Source organism: Providencia sp. R33 (assembly GCF_019343475.1).
Classification (GTDB): domain Bacteria; phylum Pseudomonadota; class Gammaproteobacteria; order Enterobacterales; family Enterobacteriaceae; genus Providencia.
Genome location: NZ_CP072453.1, coordinates 2,323,003 through 2,341,669, shown reverse-complemented (window position 1 = coordinate 2,341,669; position 18,667 = coordinate 2,323,003). Strand labels below are relative to the sequence as shown.

Annotated in this window: 14 protein-coding genes; 13 read left to right on the top strand and 1 reads right to left on the bottom strand. The window is 40.9% G+C overall.

The genetic code is table 11. The annotated features are described in order from the left end of the window. Positions 1-35: 35 nt before the first annotated feature. From ihfB to kdsB, 8 genes are all read left to right on the top strand, one after another. On the top strand, positions 36-323 hold the full coding sequence (ihfB, locus tag J6836_RS11085; protein ID WP_006813582.1) for an integration host factor subunit beta: 288 nt from the start codon (positions 36-38) through the stop codon (positions 321-323). Positions 324-359: 36 nt separating this feature from the next. Next, complete coding sequence (locus J6836_RS11080; RefSeq protein WP_219249271.1) at positions 360-668, top strand: hypothetical protein; 309 nt, start codon at positions 360-362, stop codon at positions 666-668. A gap of 200 nt (positions 669-868) precedes the next feature. Next, a complete protein-coding gene (locus tag J6836_RS11075; protein WP_219249269.1) occupies positions 869-3,229 on the top strand; it encodes a DNA internalization-related competence protein ComEC/Rec2 in 2,361 nt (786 codons plus the stop codon). Between the two features lie 36 nt (positions 3,230-3,265). Continuing rightward, positions 3,266-5,011 (top strand): lipid A ABC transporter ATP-binding protein/permease MsbA, encoded by a 1,746-nt coding sequence (gene msbA, locus J6836_RS11070; RefSeq protein ID WP_219249267.1) that lies wholly within the window; start codon positions 3,266-3,268, stop codon positions 5,009-5,011. After that, positions 5,008-6,006: a tetraacyldisaccharide 4'-kinase gene (gene lpxK / locus J6836_RS11065; protein ID WP_219249265.1), complete on the top strand. Its 999-nt coding sequence runs from the start codon at positions 5,008-5,010 to the stop codon at positions 6,004-6,006. Before msbA ends, lpxK begins: the two co-directional genes overlap by 4 nt. Before the next feature lie 400 nt (positions 6,007-6,406). After that, on the top strand, positions 6,407-6,622 hold the full coding sequence (locus tag J6836_RS11060) for a cold-shock protein (RefSeq protein ID WP_219249263.1): 216 nt from the start codon (positions 6,407-6,409) through the stop codon (positions 6,620-6,622). 135 nt (positions 6,623-6,757) lie between these two features. After that, positions 6,758-6,937 (top strand): Trm112 family protein, encoded by a 180-nt coding sequence (locus J6836_RS11055; RefSeq protein ID WP_206086646.1) that lies wholly within the window; start codon positions 6,758-6,760, stop codon positions 6,935-6,937. A gap of 5 nt (positions 6,938-6,942) precedes the next feature. Next, entirely contained in the window at positions 6,943-7,689 is a 747-nt protein-coding gene (gene kdsB, locus J6836_RS11050) for a 3-deoxy-manno-octulosonate cytidylyltransferase (protein WP_219249261.1), read from the top strand. A gap of 75 nt (positions 7,690-7,764) precedes the next feature. Here kdsB and elyC read toward each other — a convergent pair whose 3' ends face one another. Next, the gene (gene elyC / locus J6836_RS11045; RefSeq protein WP_219249259.1) at positions 7,765-8,592 is read right to left on the bottom strand and encodes an envelope biogenesis factor ElyC; all 828 of its coding nucleotides are present in this window, start codon (positions 8,590-8,592) and stop codon (positions 7,765-7,767) included. A 338-nt stretch (positions 8,593-8,930) separates the two neighbouring features. Here elyC and cmoM point away from each other — a divergent pair, with 338 nt between their 5' ends. The 5 genes from cmoM (at position 8,931) to ldtD (ending at position 18,416) form a co-directional block, all read left to right on the top strand. Further along, positions 8,931-9,719: a tRNA uridine 5-oxyacetic acid(34) methyltransferase CmoM gene (gene cmoM, locus J6836_RS11040; protein ID WP_219249257.1), complete on the top strand. Its 789-nt coding sequence runs from the start codon at positions 8,931-8,933 to the stop codon at positions 9,717-9,719. Continuing rightward, on the top strand, positions 9,716-11,041 hold the full coding sequence (mukF, locus tag J6836_RS11035) for a chromosome partition protein MukF (RefSeq protein WP_219249255.1): 1,326 nt from the start codon (positions 9,716-9,718) through the stop codon (positions 11,039-11,041). The genes cmoM and mukF overlap by 4 nt, the downstream gene beginning before the upstream one ends. After that, positions 11,022-11,747, top strand: coding sequence for a chromosome partition protein MukE (gene mukE, locus J6836_RS11030; protein WP_219249253.1), 726 nt, complete (start codon positions 11,022-11,024; stop codon positions 11,745-11,747). Before mukF ends, mukE begins: the two co-directional genes overlap by 20 nt. Continuing rightward, on the top strand, positions 11,747-16,189 hold the full coding sequence (mukB, locus tag J6836_RS11025) for a chromosome partition protein MukB (protein WP_219249251.1): 4,443 nt from the start codon (positions 11,747-11,749) through the stop codon (positions 16,187-16,189). Before mukE ends, mukB begins: the two co-directional genes overlap by 1 nt. Before the next feature lie 442 nt (positions 16,190-16,631). Beyond that, positions 16,632-18,416, top strand: a complete 1,785-nt coding sequence (ldtD, locus tag J6836_RS11020) for a L,D-transpeptidase (RefSeq protein WP_219249249.1) — start codon at positions 16,632-16,634, stop codon at positions 18,414-18,416. Positions 18,417-18,667: the final 251 nt, after the last annotated feature.

Below are 18,667 nucleotides of genomic sequence, written 5' to 3'. Positions count from 1 at the left end.
GTTGCCCCTTTGTAGCGGTAGTTTAGGGAGGTACTATGACCAAGTCTGAGTTGATTGAAAGACTGGCTAGCCAGCAATCTCATCTTTCAGCAAAAACCGTTGAGGAAGCTGTAAAGGAAATTCTTGAGCATATGGCTGATACGTTAGCTAGCGGTGAGCGTATTGAAGTCCGTGGTTTCGGCAGTTTTTCTCTTCACTACCGTGCACCACGCGTTGGCCGTAACCCAAAAACAGGTGACAAAGTGGAACTGGAAGGTAAATACGTTCCCCACTTCAAACCAGGTAAAGAGTTACGTGATCGTGTAAATATTTACGGTCAATAATAGACTGTAAGTCTTAATTATTACATCAAACAGCGCTTGTATCTTATACGGCGCTGTTTTTTTATACGCTGGCCAACACCAACACCAACACCAACACCAACACCAACACCAACACCAACACCAACACCAACACCAACACCAACACCAACACCAACACCAACACCAACACCAACACCAACACCAACACCAACACCAACACCAACACCAACACCAACACCAACACCAACACCAACACCAACACCAACACCAACACCAACACCAACACCAACACCAACACCAACACCAACACCAACACCAACACCAACACCAACACCAACACCAACACCAACGTTATCTTTAGAATAAACTAAAATAGTTCTATGAAAACTAAAATAATATTTAACGACCTATGATTGCGAAGCGCTTCGCAAAAATTTTGTAATTAATACTCTTTATAAATTTTTTTGGGAAGCGCTTTATAACGTTATATTTATGAATTAAAAGTTAATCTAATAAGGGGTAAATTAGGTGCAATATTTAAATGCAAATAAGAAATAAAATTTAAAATGAAATTTTTTCAAAGAAAAAATAGAGTGTGGAAATATAAAGACCAAAAATTGTCCTTAACATTGGTATCATTCGCTGTTATTGGTGGAATATTACCCTTGCTATTCATGCCTAAACTTTTAAATATTAATGATTCAGTTATTATTTTGTTTACTTCTGTTTTTTTGTTATTTGTTTATTTTTTGAATAAAATTACCAGATTTATTTTGTTGGTGATGGTTTTTTTTCTATGGGGAAATTGGCATGGGAATAACATAAACAATAATATTTACTCGTTATCAATAAAATATCATTATTTGGACATAACTGTCATCAGGCTACAATCTGAAGGCAAAGAGAAGAAAATTAAAATTAGAATCGACAAAGTTAATAATAAAGAAATATTTCCCCCACTTTATGCTATATGGAAAAGCAAACAAACTATATGTGCAGGGCAGTCATGGAGAATTAATAGTAAGCTAAAACCCTTACATAACTCTTTGAATGAAGGAAGTTTCAACCAGCAGCGGCACCAATTATCACAACGAGTTATTGGTACACTAAAAAGTAAGCAGAATACGGTATTGAACTCTGAATGCTCGACAAGGCAAAAAATAATCAATCATTTTATGGAGCCAATGAGCAATTTAAGAAATGTTGGGATTATATATGGGTTAATGTTTGGAGAAAGAGCGCTATTGTCTGAAAAACACTCGCGCTTACTGCAGCAAACGGGTTTAACCCACTTAATGGCGATCTCTGGCCTACATATCGGGTTGGCTTATTGTTTAGGGCTTCTTATAGCTAGAGGAGTACAGTATGTGCTTCCTATTCGTTTTATGAATCAAGTTATTCCAACTGTATTAGGTTTAACATTAGCATTATTGTATGCATGGATTTCTGGCTTTGCGATCCCAGCAGCTAGGGCACTATTTTCATTGTTCTTATGGGTTTATATCAGAAACAGACCGTCATTATACTTTTCTTGGCAGTGGGCATTATGGAGTGTCGCAGGCATTTTATTGTTTGATCCACTTGCTATTTTATCAGATAGCTTTTGGTTATCGAGTTTTGCTGTTTTAGCTATTTTGTATTGGTTGAGAGTTTTTCCTTTATCTACACATCTAATTCAAAAGAAAATTATTGGTAAAGTCATTGGATTAGTTCATTTACAGGTTGGGTTATTGGTTTTATTAATACCAATGCAAGTCATCGTATTTAATGGCATTAATTTCATGAGCATATTTGCTAATTTATGGTTTGTTCCATTGATATCTTGGGGGGTGGCACCCGCAATATTGGCTATTTTTTTAGTACCAAATATAATGTTACAAAATTTAATTTTTGATTTTATAGATAGAGTCATTGATTTTGGATTGCTTCCGCTACCTTTTTTTAGCCGTTATTGGATGGATCTTTTTAATATACCCTATTATCTATTATTCATCTGCTGGTCTGTGGCTCTAATATGCCTATTTAGGTGGTACAGAACGTATCTTTCTCTGATTGGCTGCATTGTTGTTTTGATTTTTATAGAGCGGAGCAATAATAAAAAGTCTGAGCATGATTGGAGTATGACACTACTCGATATTGGGCATGGATTAGCCGTTATTATTGAACAAAATAATTTAGCTTACTTATATGACACAGGGAACTCTTGGAAAGGGCATAGCAATGCCAAAAGACAAATCATTCCTTTCCTAAAACAAAAAGGGGTAATACCAATGGGTATGATTTTAAGTCACAATCATTTAGATCACACTGGTGGTGTTAGTGATCTATTAAAACAGTATCCATGGCTAAATGTGCGAAGTAGTTTTGGAAATCATCTCATTAAAACGAAACCAAAAAGAAGTAAAATCAAACAAATGATACATTTACCCTGTGTTAAAGGGCAAAGATGGCAATGGGGAAAGTTGACGTTTGAAGTTTTGTGGCCAGAAAAATTGTCGGCTATTTCCCATAATAATGATTCGTGTGTTATACAGTTTACAGATGGGCACCATAAAATTTTATTGACTGGAGATATAGAAAAGAAGGGGGAGGAAAAATTAGTTGAAGCTTATAAACAAAGCCTTCGTTCTTCTATTTTGTTTGCGCCACACCATGGCAGCAAAACGTCATCAACAAATCTATTGTTAAGAAATGTTCAACCATCTATGGTTTTACTTTCATCTGCAAGGTACAGTGCATGGAAAATCCCGTCGGAAAAGGTCTACGAAAGGTATAAAAAAAATAATATCCAGTGGTTAAATACTGCAGAGAAAGGTCAGTTAACTTTATGGTTTAAAAAAGAAAATATTAGTATTCATAGCTATCGCGATGAAATTTACCCACGTTGGTATCATCTGTGGTTTGGCTTACCGCTATTTCCCGAGTAGAATAGTGCGCTTACATTAAGTCTGGTAATTAAAAGTATGAATGATAAAGACCTTTCGACAAAACAAACTTTTCGCCGCTTGTGGCCAATTATTGCGCCTTTTAAAGTGGGCTTAATTGTTGCAGCAATAGCTCTTATTATAAACGCTGCTGGTGATGCGTTCATGATTTCGTTATTAAAACCTTTATTAGATGAAGGTTTCGATAAAGCCGATAACGACGTGTTAAAATGGCTACCACTCGCTGTGTTAGGTTTAATGGTTGTCCGTGGTGGTTCTAGCTTTGTCTCAACGTACTGTGTTTCTTGGGTTGCAGGTAAAGTGGTGATGAATATGCGCCGCAAACTTTTTGGCCATATGATGGGAATGCCTGTCAGTTTTTTTGACCAACAATCAACAGGAACGCTTTTATCTCGTATTACTTATGATTCCGAACAAGTTGCGTCTTCATCTTCAGGTGCTTTAATTACAATTATTCGTGAAAGCGCTTATATCATCGGTTTATTTACGATGATGTTTTATTATAGCTGGCAATTGTCTCTCATTTTGATTGTTATCGCTCCTGTCGTTTCCATTACTATCCGTATTGTTTCTAAGCGTTTTCGCAAAATCAGCAAAAACATGCAAACAGGCATGGGGCATGTAACTGCTAGTGCGGAACAAATGCTAAAAGGGCACAAAGAAGTTTTAATCTTTGGTGGTCAAAAAGTTGAAACTGAGCGTTTTTATAAAGTCAGTAACAATATGCGCCGTCAAAATATGAAAATGGTAACCGCATCTGCAATATCGGACCCAATCGTACAGTTGATTGCCTCATTTGCTCTTGCATTCGTTTTGTATGCGGCCAGTTTTCCTGATATTCGTGATGAACTTACTTCTGGTACCATTGCAGTTGTTTTCTCATCGATGTTTGCATTAATGCGCCCGTTAAAATCATTAACGAATGTTAACGCACAATTCCAACGTGGTATGGCCGCTTGCCAAACATTATTTGCTATCTTAGATTCTGAGCAAGAAAAAGATGACGGCACAAAAGTTCTCAAGGATGTGAAGGGTGATATCAAATTTGAGAATGTCACGTTTACCTATGCGACAAAAGAGCATCCTGCATTAGATGATATTTCTTTTACTTTACCTGCGGGGAAATCAGTTGCATTAGTTGGGCGCTCAGGTTCTGGTAAATCGACAATAGCTAACCTGATCACGCGTTTTTATGACATTGATAAAGGTTCTATCCAAATTGATGGCCATGATATTCGTGATTACACTCTTTCATCATTGCGTAGCCAAGTTGCACTTGTATCGCAACATGTTTACCTTTTTAACGATACGATAGCGAATAATATTGCTTATGCAACCGATGGTAGCTATAGCCGTGAGCAAATTGAAAAAGCAGCTGAAATGGCCTACGCCATGGACTTTATTGCTAAGCTTGATAAAGGGTTAGATACAGTAATTGGTGAAAATGGTGTCATGCTTTCGGGTGGGCAACGTCAGCGTATTGCAATTGCGCGTGCTTTATTACGTGATGCGCCAATTTTGATCCTTGATGAAGCTACATCAGCACTTGATACCGAATCAGAACGTGCAATTCAAGCTGCACTGGATGAACTACAGAAAAATAGAACATCATTGGTGATAGCACACCGGTTATCAACAATTGAGAATGCAGATGAAATTTTGGTTGTACAAGATGGTCGTATCATTGAACGCGGTACGCATACAGCGCTGCTAGCGCAAAATGGGGCTTATTCTCAATTACACAGTATTCAATTTAAACAATGATAGAGCGTATTTGGTCCGGCAAATCATGGTTGTATGTCTTACTGTTACCATTATCTTTTCTTTATGGATTGATAACAGTGGTTCGACATGCAGCCTATAAAGTAGGACTAAGTCGTTCTTGGAAAGCGCCAATACCTGTGGTTGTGGTGGGTAACCTCACAGCTGGAGGTAATGGCAAAACGCCAGTAGTCATCTGGTTGGTTGAGTCGTTAGTAAAGGAAGGCTATCGTGTGGGAGTGGTATCTCGCGGATATGGTGGAAAAGCGGAGAGTTACCCACTTGTTCTCGATGAAAATACACCAACAACAGCTGCTGGCGATGAGCCTGTTCTAATTTACCATCGCACTAAAGCCCCCGTTGCAGTAGCTCCTAAGCGCAGTGATGCAATCAAAGCATTATTAGAATTGCATGAATTGGATGTGATCATCACTGATGATGGTTTGCAGCACTATGCATTGCAACGTGATTATGAAATCGTTGTGATTGATGGGCAGCGTCGTTTCGGTAATGGATGGTGGTTACCAGCAGGACCAATGCGAGAGCGTGCTGGCCGCTTAAATAGCGTGAATGCATTAATTGTTAATGGTGGTCAGCCAGAGGGGAGCGAAGTATTAATGACTCTTGAAGGTGACACCGCCGTTAATATTGTGACGTCAGAAAAACAGCCTGTTACTCAGCTTCAATCCGTAGTTGCAATGGCTGGCATTGGGCATCCGCCCCGCTTTTTTGCTTCTTTAGAAAATAAAGGGGTAGCATTGGTGAGTACCCACGCTTTTGCTGACCATCAAGATTATGAACAACAGCAACTTTCCGCACTTGTTAAGCCTACCCAGAGCTTACTGATGACTGAAAAAGATGCAGTTAAATGCCGCTCATTTGCGCAGTCCAATTGGTGGTTTTTACCCGTGAAAGCACAATTATCATCCAATGATGAGCAAAAAATCCTAAGTAAAATAAAAAAACTTATCACAAATAACAAAAACACTTGCCACTAACACTTCACTATGATAATAATATCGCCACTGTGATATAGGTCTAATTATTATGTATCTAGATGCAATACAGTAATAATTGGATTTTATACTAGCTTAATTTCACGCTCCGTTCTTTAGTTAGTCTTCATATCCTCGCACATCAACGCTGTTAAATCGTTGTTACTTAGTTTTGTCATCATAATGTCAAAATAGACTGTTAACTTCACAGTAGATGCGTGGTGCCTGAAATCTATATTTATGGGCGTTATAATAGATGCACAATAATTTTAGTGCATGAATTGGTAAAAATTTGATTACTCTTTAATGTATTAATAGATCGGCAATTTATAAATGGGAAGCAAGAAAGAGTAATGATACAAAAATAAAAAGGTATTGTTCTTAGAACAAAAGGAGTTTTAATATGAATTTTCAATTACATATGGGTCGAGTTAAATGGTTTGACGCAAAAGAAGGTTACGGTTTTATTTCACCATCGAAAGGTGGAGATGATGTATTTGTGACAACAAAATCAATTGCTAATAAAAAAATCAAATCATTATTCGAAGGTCAAAACGTCGAGTTTTGCTTAACACGTAGTTCCGATGGCATAACGGCCGCTGACGTTATTGCTTACTAGAAATAACAGCACAATTTCTCCTGCTTTCATCCTCTCATCTTCGCAGGAGATCTTAATCAGAAAGATTAAAGTTAACGGTGATATCTGCATGTGATATCCTGACTCCAAGTGAGTTAAATCCATTCGGGAGAAAACATGGATCACCGTTTACTTGAAATCATTGCCTGCCCTGTTTGCCATGGCAAATTAAGTTATAACAAAGAACACCTCGAACTTATCTGCAAGTTTGACCATCTGGCCTATCCCATTCGTGATGGCATCCCCGTTTTACTCGAAAACGAAGCACGCCAAGTCTCATTAGATGAAGGACAATAATCGCCATGTTTACGGTTATTATTCCTGCTCGTTATGCCTCAACCCGCTTACCCGGCAAGCCGTTGGCTGATATCCATGGTAAACCGATGGTTGTTCGAGTGATGGAGCAAGCCATTAAATCAGGTGCGAACCGAGTGATTGTCGCAACAGACCACCAAGATGTAGCGAATGCGGTTATTGCTGCGGGGGGCGAGGCTTGTATGACTAACCCTGATCACCAATCGGGTACGGAAAGATTGGCTGAGGTTATTGATACATATGGCTTCTCTGATGATGAAATCATTGTGAATGTGCAGGGCGATGAGCCTTTAATTCCGCCTGAAATTATTAGCCAAGTCGCTCATAACCTTCAAGGTAGTAAAGCGAATATGGGCACTCTGGCTGTTCCAATTTATGATGCACATGAAGCTTTCAACCCAAATGCAGTGAAAGTGGTCACGGATAATGAAGGGTATGCATTGTACTTTTCTCGTGCAACCATCCCATGGGATAGAGATAATTTTGCGAAAAGCCATGATTTAATAGGTGATTTTTTCCTACGTCATATTGGTATCTATGCTTACCGTGCAGGCTTTATTCGCCGTTATATTCACTGGGAAGCTAGCCCACTAGAGAAAATCGAAATGCTTGAGCAGCTTAGAGTGCTTTGGTATGGTGAAAAAATTCATGTGGATGTTGCTAAAGTGACACCTGGTGCAGGTGTTGATACACCCGAAGACCTAGAATTGGTGAGAAAACAATTCTTATCATAAGTCGTTATTTGTTTTTCACCAATGAGTTAATATGACAAAAAAGGCGTAACCTTAATGAGTTACGCCTTTTTGTTTTTATTCGGAAACAACTAATTCAGGCGTGCTGAGTGGTTCTTCCAAGGCTTGAGTATTGTCGGGTTTTATATGCCACCAAATCGTGCCAATAAATTCGTACCAAGCCCGCTCGCTATGGCCGAAGTAATAGGCTGAAGGAATGTATTTTTCCCATGGATTAATGCCGCTGCTAATGGCTAATTGATTTGCAGGGGCTGGATAAGGTTGCATACCTCTATCAGTAAACATTGTAATGGCTCTTGGCAAATGATTAGCCGATGTCACAAGCAAAAATGGTGTTTTTCCAATAATTTTCTCAACTTCGTAAGCCTCTTCTTGCGTATCTTTGGGCTCAGTAAGTGGGATCGTATCTGACTCAGGAACTCCCAATGACTGTGCAACTTTAGCAGCAACCTCGGCACTGCTTATCGTGCTACTGGCCTTTCCGCCTGTGAATATCAGCTTACTCCCAGGGTGTTTAAGGTATAAACGTACGCCTTCGGTGACTCTTGGTAGACTGTTGCTCAATAAATTAGCGCTTGGACTCCAGTCTGGGTTATAGGTAAAGCCGCCGCCTAAGACCACGATGTATTTGATATCTTGTGGTGGGTTTTCTGTGATTAATTCATAGCGTTTATTGAATTTACCCTCGATAGGTGCCAGCAAGCTGTCTGAAACGGGTTGTAATCCAAGTAGTGCGATGAGCACTAAACTCACGGTTGTTAAGCTTTTTCCCCATTTTTGCCAACGAGTAAACCACAGCAAAAGCAGTCCGATAGCCCCGATAATGAGCAATAGTGGCAATGGCATTAAAAGTGAGCCAATGTACTTCTTTAAGAAAAATAACATAATCAAGCCTATATTCAGGGAACTAACCACGGCCAATACTCGGTATGAGTCTGGCAAATTTGCTACATAAGACAACGAAAATTAACGTTAATAATGCCAAAATGAAATTCGCTGAGCAAAATAAACTACTATGCAAAAATATAGCTATTATCTGTTATAATTTACGTTTCAATTGTCGCCAACATCTTGTGTGATAAGCACAATACTCAGTGATAATATTCATGATTAGATAAATTTTCATCAAGATCTGGATGAAACTGACGAATTTTGGATGTTTTTGCGACAAATTGCCCCATAAATACGCTGTAAATGACGAATGATAGGCAACTGGATAGCACATGGCAGACCGCAACTTTGATGATATTGTCGATAAATTTGCAAAAAATATCTACGGAACGACCAAAGGAAAGATACGCGAAGCGGTGGTTTGGCAGGACTTAACTCAACTATTAGAGACTCAGTTTAAGGGAAAAACGCTACGGATCCTTGATGCAGGTGGTGGAGAAGGTCATTTTTCGCGCAAATTAGCTGCATTAGGCCATCAAATCACACTTTGCGATTTATCCGAAGAGATGTTGGAGCGCGCTCGTGAGTTAGCGGAAGAAGAGGGAATTATTGGTAACATGCAGTTTGTCCATTGTGCGGTACAAGATATCGCACAATATGTTGATGAACCGGTTGACCTTGTTCTTTTTCACGCGGTTCTTGAATGGATTAGCGATCAAAAATATGCAATTGAACAGCTGGCAGATATAATCAGACCAGAAGGCGTATTTTCTGTCATGTTCTATAATGCAAATGGCTTGGTGATGCGTAATGCAATTTTAGGCAATTTTCATCTTGCAACACCACATATCCAACGTCGCCGTAAACGTTCGTTGTCACCGCAAAAACCGCTATTTCCTCAACAAGTTGATGAGTGGTTAGCTGAGTGTAAGATGGATATCTTAGGGAAAAGTGGTGTCCGAGTTTTCCATGATTATTTGCAAAGTCGGCAGTTACAGCAAAAAGATTTTCCTGCGTTGTTGGCGCTTGAACAACAATATTGCCGTGAAGAACCGTATATCAGCATGGGGCGTTACATTCATGTCATGGCACGCAAACAAATACAAAAGGACGATTTATGAGTGATTTTTCCCAGACCGTCCCTGAGCTCGTGTCTTGGGCACGAAAAAACGATTTTGCAATTTCACTTCCCGCTGAACGTTTAGCGTTTTTACTTGCCGTTGCTGTATTGAACAGCGAGCGGGTAAATGGTGAGATGAGCGAAGTGGAATTGGTCGATGCCTTCCGTGAGGTCTGTAAAGGGTTTGAGCAAACCACTGAATCACTGGCGGTACGGGCAAACAATGCCATTAATGATATGGTACGCCAGAAAATATTTAACCGTTTTGCCAGTGATATTGTCGAAGGCAATGCAATCTATCGTTTAACCCCATTGGGTATTGGTATTAGTGACTATTACATTCGCCAGCGTGAGTTTTCAACGTTGCGGCTTTCGATGCAACTTTCTATCGTTGCAGGAGAATTGCAACGTGCGGCAGAAGCAGCCGAAGAAGGTGGTGATGAGTTTTATTGGCACCGTTACGTTTTTGCCCCACTAAAATATTCTGTCGCTGAAATCTTTGATAGCATTGATTTATCCCAGCGGATCATGGATGAGCAACAAAACTCTGTAAAAGAAGATATTGCAGCGCTGCTAAACCAAGATTGGCAAGCGGCGATTGCCAACTGTGAGCAATTACTGTCAGAAACCTCTGGAACACTTAGGGAATTGCAAGATACGTTAGAAGCTGCAGGGGATAAACTGCAAGCCAACTTGTTACGTATCCAAGAAGCAAATATGAACGCACCTGTGTTTTCCGATATGGTTGATAGGTTAGTCTTTGATTTGCAAAATAAATTAGACCGTATTGTGAGTTGGGGGCAACAGTCTATTGATCTTTGGATTGGCTATGACCGCCACGTACATAAATTTATCCGTACCGCGATTGATATGGATAAAAACCGTATATTTTCTCAGCGGTTACGCCAGTCAGTTCAACATTATCTCGATAGCCCTTGGGCACTCACTTACACCAATGCTGAGCGGTTATTTGATATGCGAGATGAAGAGCTTGCCTTGCATGATGAAGAAGTCACGGGTGAGTTACCGCCAGAGCTGGAATTTGAAGAATTTAGCGAATTAAATGATAGGCTTGCAGAACTAATGGAAGCAGAGCTCGCGTTCTACAAAACAGAGCAACGTCCATTAGATGTTGGTCGTGTATTACATGATTACTTGCAGCAGTATCCGCAAAAACGTCATTTTGATGTGGCGCGAATTATTATTGATCAAGCTGTAAGATTAGGTATCGCAGAGGCTGATTTGGCGGGGTTACCGGCAGAATGGCAAGCTATTAATGATCACGGAGCCAAGGTACAGGCACATGTCATCGACAAATATTGAACAATTTATGCCAGTTAAGCTGGCTCAAGCATTAGCTAACCCGATTTTTCCAGAGCTAGACAGCCAATTGCGTTCAGGTCGCCATATTAGCGTTGATGACCTTGATAACCACGCATTTTTGATGGATTTTCAGGAAGCGTTAGAGCAATTTTATGCACGTTATAACGTTGAGTTAATTCGTGCGCCTGAAGGTTTTTTCTATCTGCGCCCTCGCTCAACCACATTAATTCCACGCTCTGTGTTGTCTGAGTTGGATATGATGGTAGGGAAAATTCTTTGTTACCTCTATTTGAGCCCTGAACGCTTAAGCAACCAAGGTATTTTTACCTCACAAGAGTTATTTGAGGAGCTGTTATCGCTGGCGGATGAAAGCAAATTATTGAAATTTGTTAATCAACGCTCGACAGGCTCTGACCTTGATAAACAAAAATTGCAGGAAAAACTAAGAACCTCCCTAAACCGTTTACGCCGTTTAGGGATGGTGCATTTTCTGCAAAATGATTCGAGTAAATTTATTATTAGTGAATCGGTTTTCCGTTTTGGTGCTGATGTGCGCAGCGGTGATAACCCGCAAGATGCCCAATTACGTATGATCCGTGATGGTGAAGCGATTTCCCTTGATGGTGAATTATCACTTAAAGACAGTGATGAAGATGAAGTCGAAGATAGCCAAGACCCAGCAGAAAGTGATGAGGATGAAGAATAATGATTGAACGCGGAAAATTTCGCTCACTGACGCTGGTTAATTGGAACGGTTTTTTTGCTCGAACTTTTGACCTTGATGAGCTGGTGACCACGCTTTCAGGGGGAAACGGTGCGGGTAAATCAACCACCATGGCGGCGTTTATTACTGCCATGATCCCTGATTTAACCTTGCTGCATTTTCGTAATACCACAGAGGCGGGGGCGACATCAGGTTCCCGTGATAAAGGTTTACACGGTAAATTACGTCCTGGCGTCTGTTATGCCATTTTGGATGTGCTGAACTCAAAACACCAGCGCGTCATGGTCGGTGTGCGCTTACAACAAGTGGCTGGACGTGATAAAAAAGTCGATATTAAGCCATTTATGGTGCAAGGTGTGCCACTTGCCACTGTACCGACAGAAATTTTAACGGAAGTGATTGACGGCCGTCAGGCCAAAGTTATTCCATTAAATGAGTTAAAAGAAAGACTTGAAGAGCAAGAAGGTATTTTATTCAAGCAATTTAACTCGATTACAGATTATCATTCGATTCTGTTTGAATTAGGCGTATTGCCTAAACGTCTGCGTTCAGCAGGGGATCGCAGTAAATATTACCGTCTTATTGAAGCATCGCTATATGGCGGGATTTCAAGTGCGATCACACGCTCACTACGCGACTATTTACTGCCAGAAAACAGTGGGGTTCGTAAAGCTTTCCAAGATATGGAAGCGGCATTACGAGAAAACCGTTTAACTCTTGAAGCTATTCGTGTTACGCAATCAGACCGCGACCTATTCAAACATTTGATTAGCCAAGCCACAGATTATGTTTCTGCGGATTACATGCGTCACTCAAATGAGCGACGAATTCACCTTGATGCAGCATTGGCGGCGCGCAATGAACTCTATGCCAGCCGTAAGCAACTCCGTGTTGAGCAAGTTCGCAGCGTTGAAATGGCGCGTGAATTAAATGAACAAAATGGCTCGTCGACAGAATTAGAAGCGGACTACCAAGCAGCGAGTGACCACTTAAACTTAGTGCAAGCAGCACTGCGCCAACAAGAGAAAATTGACCGTTATCAAGCTGATATCGAAGAGCTAACATATCGCCTTGAAGAACAAAGTGAAGTTGTTGCAGAAGCGACTGAATCACAAGAAGAATTTGAGGCGCGTGCTGAAGCAGCTGAAATTGAAGTTGATGAGTTAAAAAATCAGCTCGCCGATTACCAGCAAGCACTTGATGTACAGCAAACCCGAGCCATTCAATATCAACAAGCGTTGCATGCGCTGAACCGTGCGCGTGAGTTGTGTCAATTACCTGAATTAACCATCGATAATGCAGATGAATGGTTAGACACGTTTGAGGCCCGCGAACAGCAAGCGACAGAAGCTTTATTGGCGCTTGAACAAAAAATGAGTGTTGCAGATGCTGCGCATAGCCAATTTGAGCAAGCTTATCAACTCGTTAAGAACATGGTGGGTGAGGTTAGCCGCAGCGATGCCTATCAACAAGCACGAGTATTATTGCGCGATTGGTCATCCCAACAGCATTTGGCTGAGCGTGTTCAACCTTTACGCATGCAACTATCTGAATTACAACAGCGTTTAAGTAGCCAGCAAAATGCAGAAAGGTTACTCGCAGAATTTTGTAAACGCCAAGGCCAAAGCTATGAGCCAGATGAACTTGATGCATTAATGGCAGAGCTTGAAGCTCAGCAAGAAGAATTAAGTATTGGTGTCAATGAAAGTGGCGAAAGACGCATGCAAATGCGCCAAGAGTTGGAACAAATTCGCCAACGTATTGCTCAACTTTCAGCGAAAGCCCCAGCGTGGATTGTTGCTCAAGAAGCGTTAACACAACTGAACGAACAATCGAACGAAACATTTGATTCAAGCACCGCAGTTACTGAGTTTATGCAGCAATTGCTGGAGCAAGAGCGTGAAATTACCGTTGAGCGTGATGAAGTTGCAGCCCAGCGCCGCGACCTTGAAAAACAAATCGAGCGTTTAAGCCAGCCAAGTGGGGCAGAAGACAGTCGCATGTTAGCGCTGGCAGAGCGTTTCAATGGTGTTTTACTGTCTGAAATCTATGATGATATTACCATTGAAGATGCTGCTTATTTCTCTGCGCTGTACGGTCCAGCTCGTCACGGTATCGTGGTACAAGACCTTGATGCAGTTCGTAGTCAGCTGGATTCACTACAAGATTGCCCTGATGATGTGTATTTTATCGAGGGGGACCCATCTTCTTTCGATGATAGCGTTTTTGATGCACAAGAGTTTGAAAATGCAGTATTAGTGCGTTCATCTGAGCGTCAATGGCGTTATTCGCGATACCCTGAATTGCCACTGTTTGGTCGCGCAGCGCGTGAAAGCCATTTAGAGTCGCTCACAGCAGAACGTGATGAGCTCGCAGAGCGTTATGCGACACTCTCTTTTGATGTGCAAAAAATTCAGCGTGCACACCAAGCATTCAGCCGTTTTATTGGTCAGCATATTTCTGTGGCGTTTGAAGATGACCCTGAAGCCGAAATTCGGACGTTAAATCAAAAACGTACTGAACTAGAGCGTGCTTTAAGCCAATTCGAAGAGCAAACATCTCAGCAACGCCAACAGTTTGCTCAAGGTAAAGAAAGCTTAGCCTCTTTGAATCGCCTTTTACCTCAAATGGGGTTACTGCTAGATGAGACCTTGGCAGATAGAGCAGAAGAAATTAGTGAAGAGCTGATTGAAGCAGAAGAAGCGGCACATTTCCTAAATAAACATGGTCATGCGTTAGAAAAATTAGAGCCAATTGTGACGGTATTACTCAGCGATCCTGAGCAGCACGACCAATTGCGCAAAGATTATGATACTGCAAAACACGCGCAGCAAAATGCGAAACAGCAAGCCTTTGCTGTGGTTGAAGTTGTTCAACGCCGTGCTCACTTTAGTTACAGTGACTCGACGGGTATGGTCAATGAAAATGCCGACCTCAACGAAAAATTACGCCAACGTTTAGAGCAAGCGGAGACAGAACGTACGCGTGCTCGCGAGCAGCTACGTCAGCACCAAGCTCAGTCTGCCCAATATCACCAAGTTTTTGCCTCATTACGTAGCTCTTTTGACACGAAGCAGGAAATGCTGAAAGAGTTAGAAGTCGAGATGCAGGAAATCGGTGTAAAAGCCGACCCAGATGCGCAAGAACGTGCTCGTATTCGCCGTGATGAACTACATCAACGAGTAATGGAAAACCGCAGCCGCATTAACCAGTTAGAAAAACAGCTGACGCTTTGTGAAGCTGAAATGGATAACTTACAAAAGCGTCTGCGCAAACTTGAAAAAGACTACTTCCAGCTTCGTGAGCAAGTCGTTTCCGCCAAAGCTGGTTGGTGTGCGGTGATGCGTTTAGTGAAAGATAACGGCGTTGAACGCCGTTTACACCGCCGAGAACTTGCGTACACAGATGGTGACAGTCTGCGTTCGATGTCGGATAAGGCACTGGGGGCATTACGTTTAGCTGTTTCAGATAACGAACATTTACGTGATGTTTTACGTTTATCGGAAGATCCAAAACACCCAGAGCGTAAGATCCAATTCTTTATTGCTGTTTATCAGCACCTGCGTGAGCGTATTCGCCAAGATATCATTCGCACCGATGACCCAATCGATGCGATTGAGCAAATGGAAATTGAGCTTGCGCGTTTAACGGAAGAATTAACTGCACGTGAGCAAAAACTGGCCATTAGCTCGAAAAGTGTGGCAAATATTATCCGCAAAACTATCCAGCGTGAGCAAAACCGTATCCGTATGTTGAACCAAGGGTTACAAGCGGTAGCATTTGGTCAGGTTAAAGGGGTACGTCTAAACGTCAATATTCGAGAAAGCCATGCATTGTTACTGAGCGTGCTATCCGAAGAAAGCGAAATGCACCAAGACTTATTCACTAGCCAGCGCTTAACGTTCTCTGAAGCGATGGCAAAACTGTATCAACGTCTGAATCCACAAGTGGATGTTGGGCAGCGTTTACCACAAACTATCGGTGAAGAGCTGTTAGATTACCGTAACTATTTGGAGTTAGATGTAGAGGTTAACCGCGGTTCAGATGGTTGGTTAAAAGCAGAAAGTGGTGCGTTATCAACTGGTGAAGCGATTGGTACGGGGATGTCTATCCTAGTCATGGTTGTGCAAAGCTGGGAAGAGGAATCGCGCCGTTTACGTGCGAAAGATATTATTCCTTGCCGCTTGCTGTTCTTGGATGAGGCAGCTCGATTGGATGCAAAATCGATTGCCACGCTCTTTGAACTGTGTGATAGGTTGGAAATGCAATTAATTATTGCGGCACCTGAAAATATCAGCCCTGAAAAAGGCACCACCTATAAGCTGGTACGTAAAGTGTTTGGTAATAATGAGCATGTGCATGTAGTTGGTCTGAAAGGTTTTGGGCAAGATAGCCCAGCAATTGAAGCCCCATTGCAGCAATAATAGCGAATGTGATTTAATTAAATGCCGATATCTAGTAATAGATATCGGCATTTTTGTATCGATGAATACTTAACGATGGGGGAGTCTTATTTAACTAATTTGAATAAACCAGCAAGGCTCGAACTTATTTTTTAAACTTCATTTCATTATTATTAGTAAGGTTATTAGTGAGCCAAATAAGAGCAGGTAAATACTTTTATTTAAAATAAAATTCAACTATGTTTAATGCGGAGTTTAATGAACTCAATACGCAGAATTGTTAAAGATGGGAATAATTCTACTTCTCAAGTGCCTATTTGGCTTTTAATTATTTCAGATGATTGAACATTCAAAATCACTAAAATTAGTCTATTCCTATAACATTATTGTTAAAATAAAATACAATCAAATCGCAACTATAATAAAAACTATTGTTATCCATGTAGTAACTTAAGGTGGATGTATGGCAAAGAGAAGAGTGAAAGCTCTGCAAGTCTCAGTAATATGTGGGTTAATGGCATTCCAATTCCCTGCATTTTCCAATGATGAAAATACGCAGCAAAGTGTAACCGAAACTCAACAACCACAAGTTGTTGAGGTTAAAGAGTCTATCACGGTAACACCAACACAGAGTATGGCAAAAATAACGGCTTCCCTTCCAGCTGATGTGAAACCTGTTTTTGCTACGCAACTCGCTAAGTTATATGCCGATAAGCAAATGAAGTTGCTATGGCAAGATGAAACAGCGATTAGCCAATTCCAACAACAAATAGCCGAACTTTCACTTTCTGGTATGCAACCGCAATTTAGTGAATGGTTATCTATGTTGGAAAATAATCAACTTAGTGAGCTTGGTCGTGATGTTATATTGTCTGATGCGATGCTTGGCTATCTTCAATATTTGTCCTCTGTTGAAGTAAGCGGGCAATACTGGTTATATACAAACCGGCCATATAAAATCATTGCGCCGACAGCGGCTCAAATGAAACCATGGTTAGATGCCGTCGAATCTCAGCGTCTAACTGAGTGGGTTAAAGCGCAAGCACCTAATCACCCACTGTACCAGCCAATGCGTAAGGAAATGCTGAAATTGCTGGCGTTGCCTGAAGATGAGTTAGAAATTACGGGAACCAAGGCATTAAAACCGGGGCAATCCAGTGATGATGTGCTTGTGTTACGTAAAATTTTACAACGAGAAGGTTTGTTAGGTGAAAGTGCCACAGAAGACGTTGTTGGGACTGAAGCTCCAGAAACGTTAGCGCAAGTTGCAGAGCAAGCAAGCGAACAACCGACTGAGGTTTTGGCAGTCGAACCTGCAAAATCAGCTAGCGTAGCCTCTAAAGTTTATGATCAAGAACTGGTCGATGCCGTTAAAAAATTTCAATTGCAGTATGGCTTAGAAGCTGATGGTGTGATTGGAAAGGGGACACGAGTTTGGCTAAATATGAAGCCAACGCAAAAAGCAGGCTTGATGGCACTGAATATTCAACGTTTGCGTATTATTCCTGCGAGTAATGGCACTGGAATTTTAGTTAATATTCCAGGTTATTCATTAGATTTTTATCTTAATGATGAAGTTATCCTTGATTCTAAGGTGATTGTTGGCCGTGCAGATCGCAAAACACCCATTATGAGCAGCGCATTAAATAATGTGGTTATTAATCCGCCTTGGAGTGTGCCAACAAATATGGCGCGTAAAGATATCGCCCCAAGAGGAAAACAAGATCCAAGTTACTTTAGCCGCAAAGGGTATACGGTTTATTCAGGTTGGGGGGCGGATTCTTATGAAATAAATCCTTACTCAATCGATTGGGACAATATCACCCCAGCAAATTTCCCATACCGTATTCGGCAGGCACCAGGCCCAACGAATTCGTTAGGGCGCTATAAATTCAATATGCCAAGTTCTGATGCGATTTATTTGCATGACACGCCAAACCACAGCTTATTTAACCGTAACGCACGTGCGATAAGCTCAGGCTGCGTACGTGTGAATAAAGCTAGTGAGCTTGCCAGTATTTTACTTGGCGATGCAGGTTGGGAACAAAAGCGTATTGATGGCGCATTGAAGGAAGGGTCAACACGTTACGTCAATATTCCTGACCGAATTCCTGTCTATCTTTATTACCAAACAGCTTGGGTGGATAAAGATCAGCAACCGCAATACCGTGCAGATATCTATCAATATGATAACAGTATTGATAATGCAGATAAGTATTTGCCATTATTGAAAAAAATCATGCTGTAATATCTCAATAATAAATGAATAAATAGAGGGGGAAACCTCTCTATTTTTTTGACTTCCTATCTATTCAGTTTGATTCCAAACAATTCCGTTGTTAATTCATAACTTGAGATTATCATTTAAATTAGATTATTGATGTTGTGGCGATCTCAAATACATTGCAGCAGATTTAACGTAATAATAATGTTAAGACGCAGAATTTAGTGATATGACTCTATTTTTGACGAATATTGCAATAAATTTGCCTTAAAGTA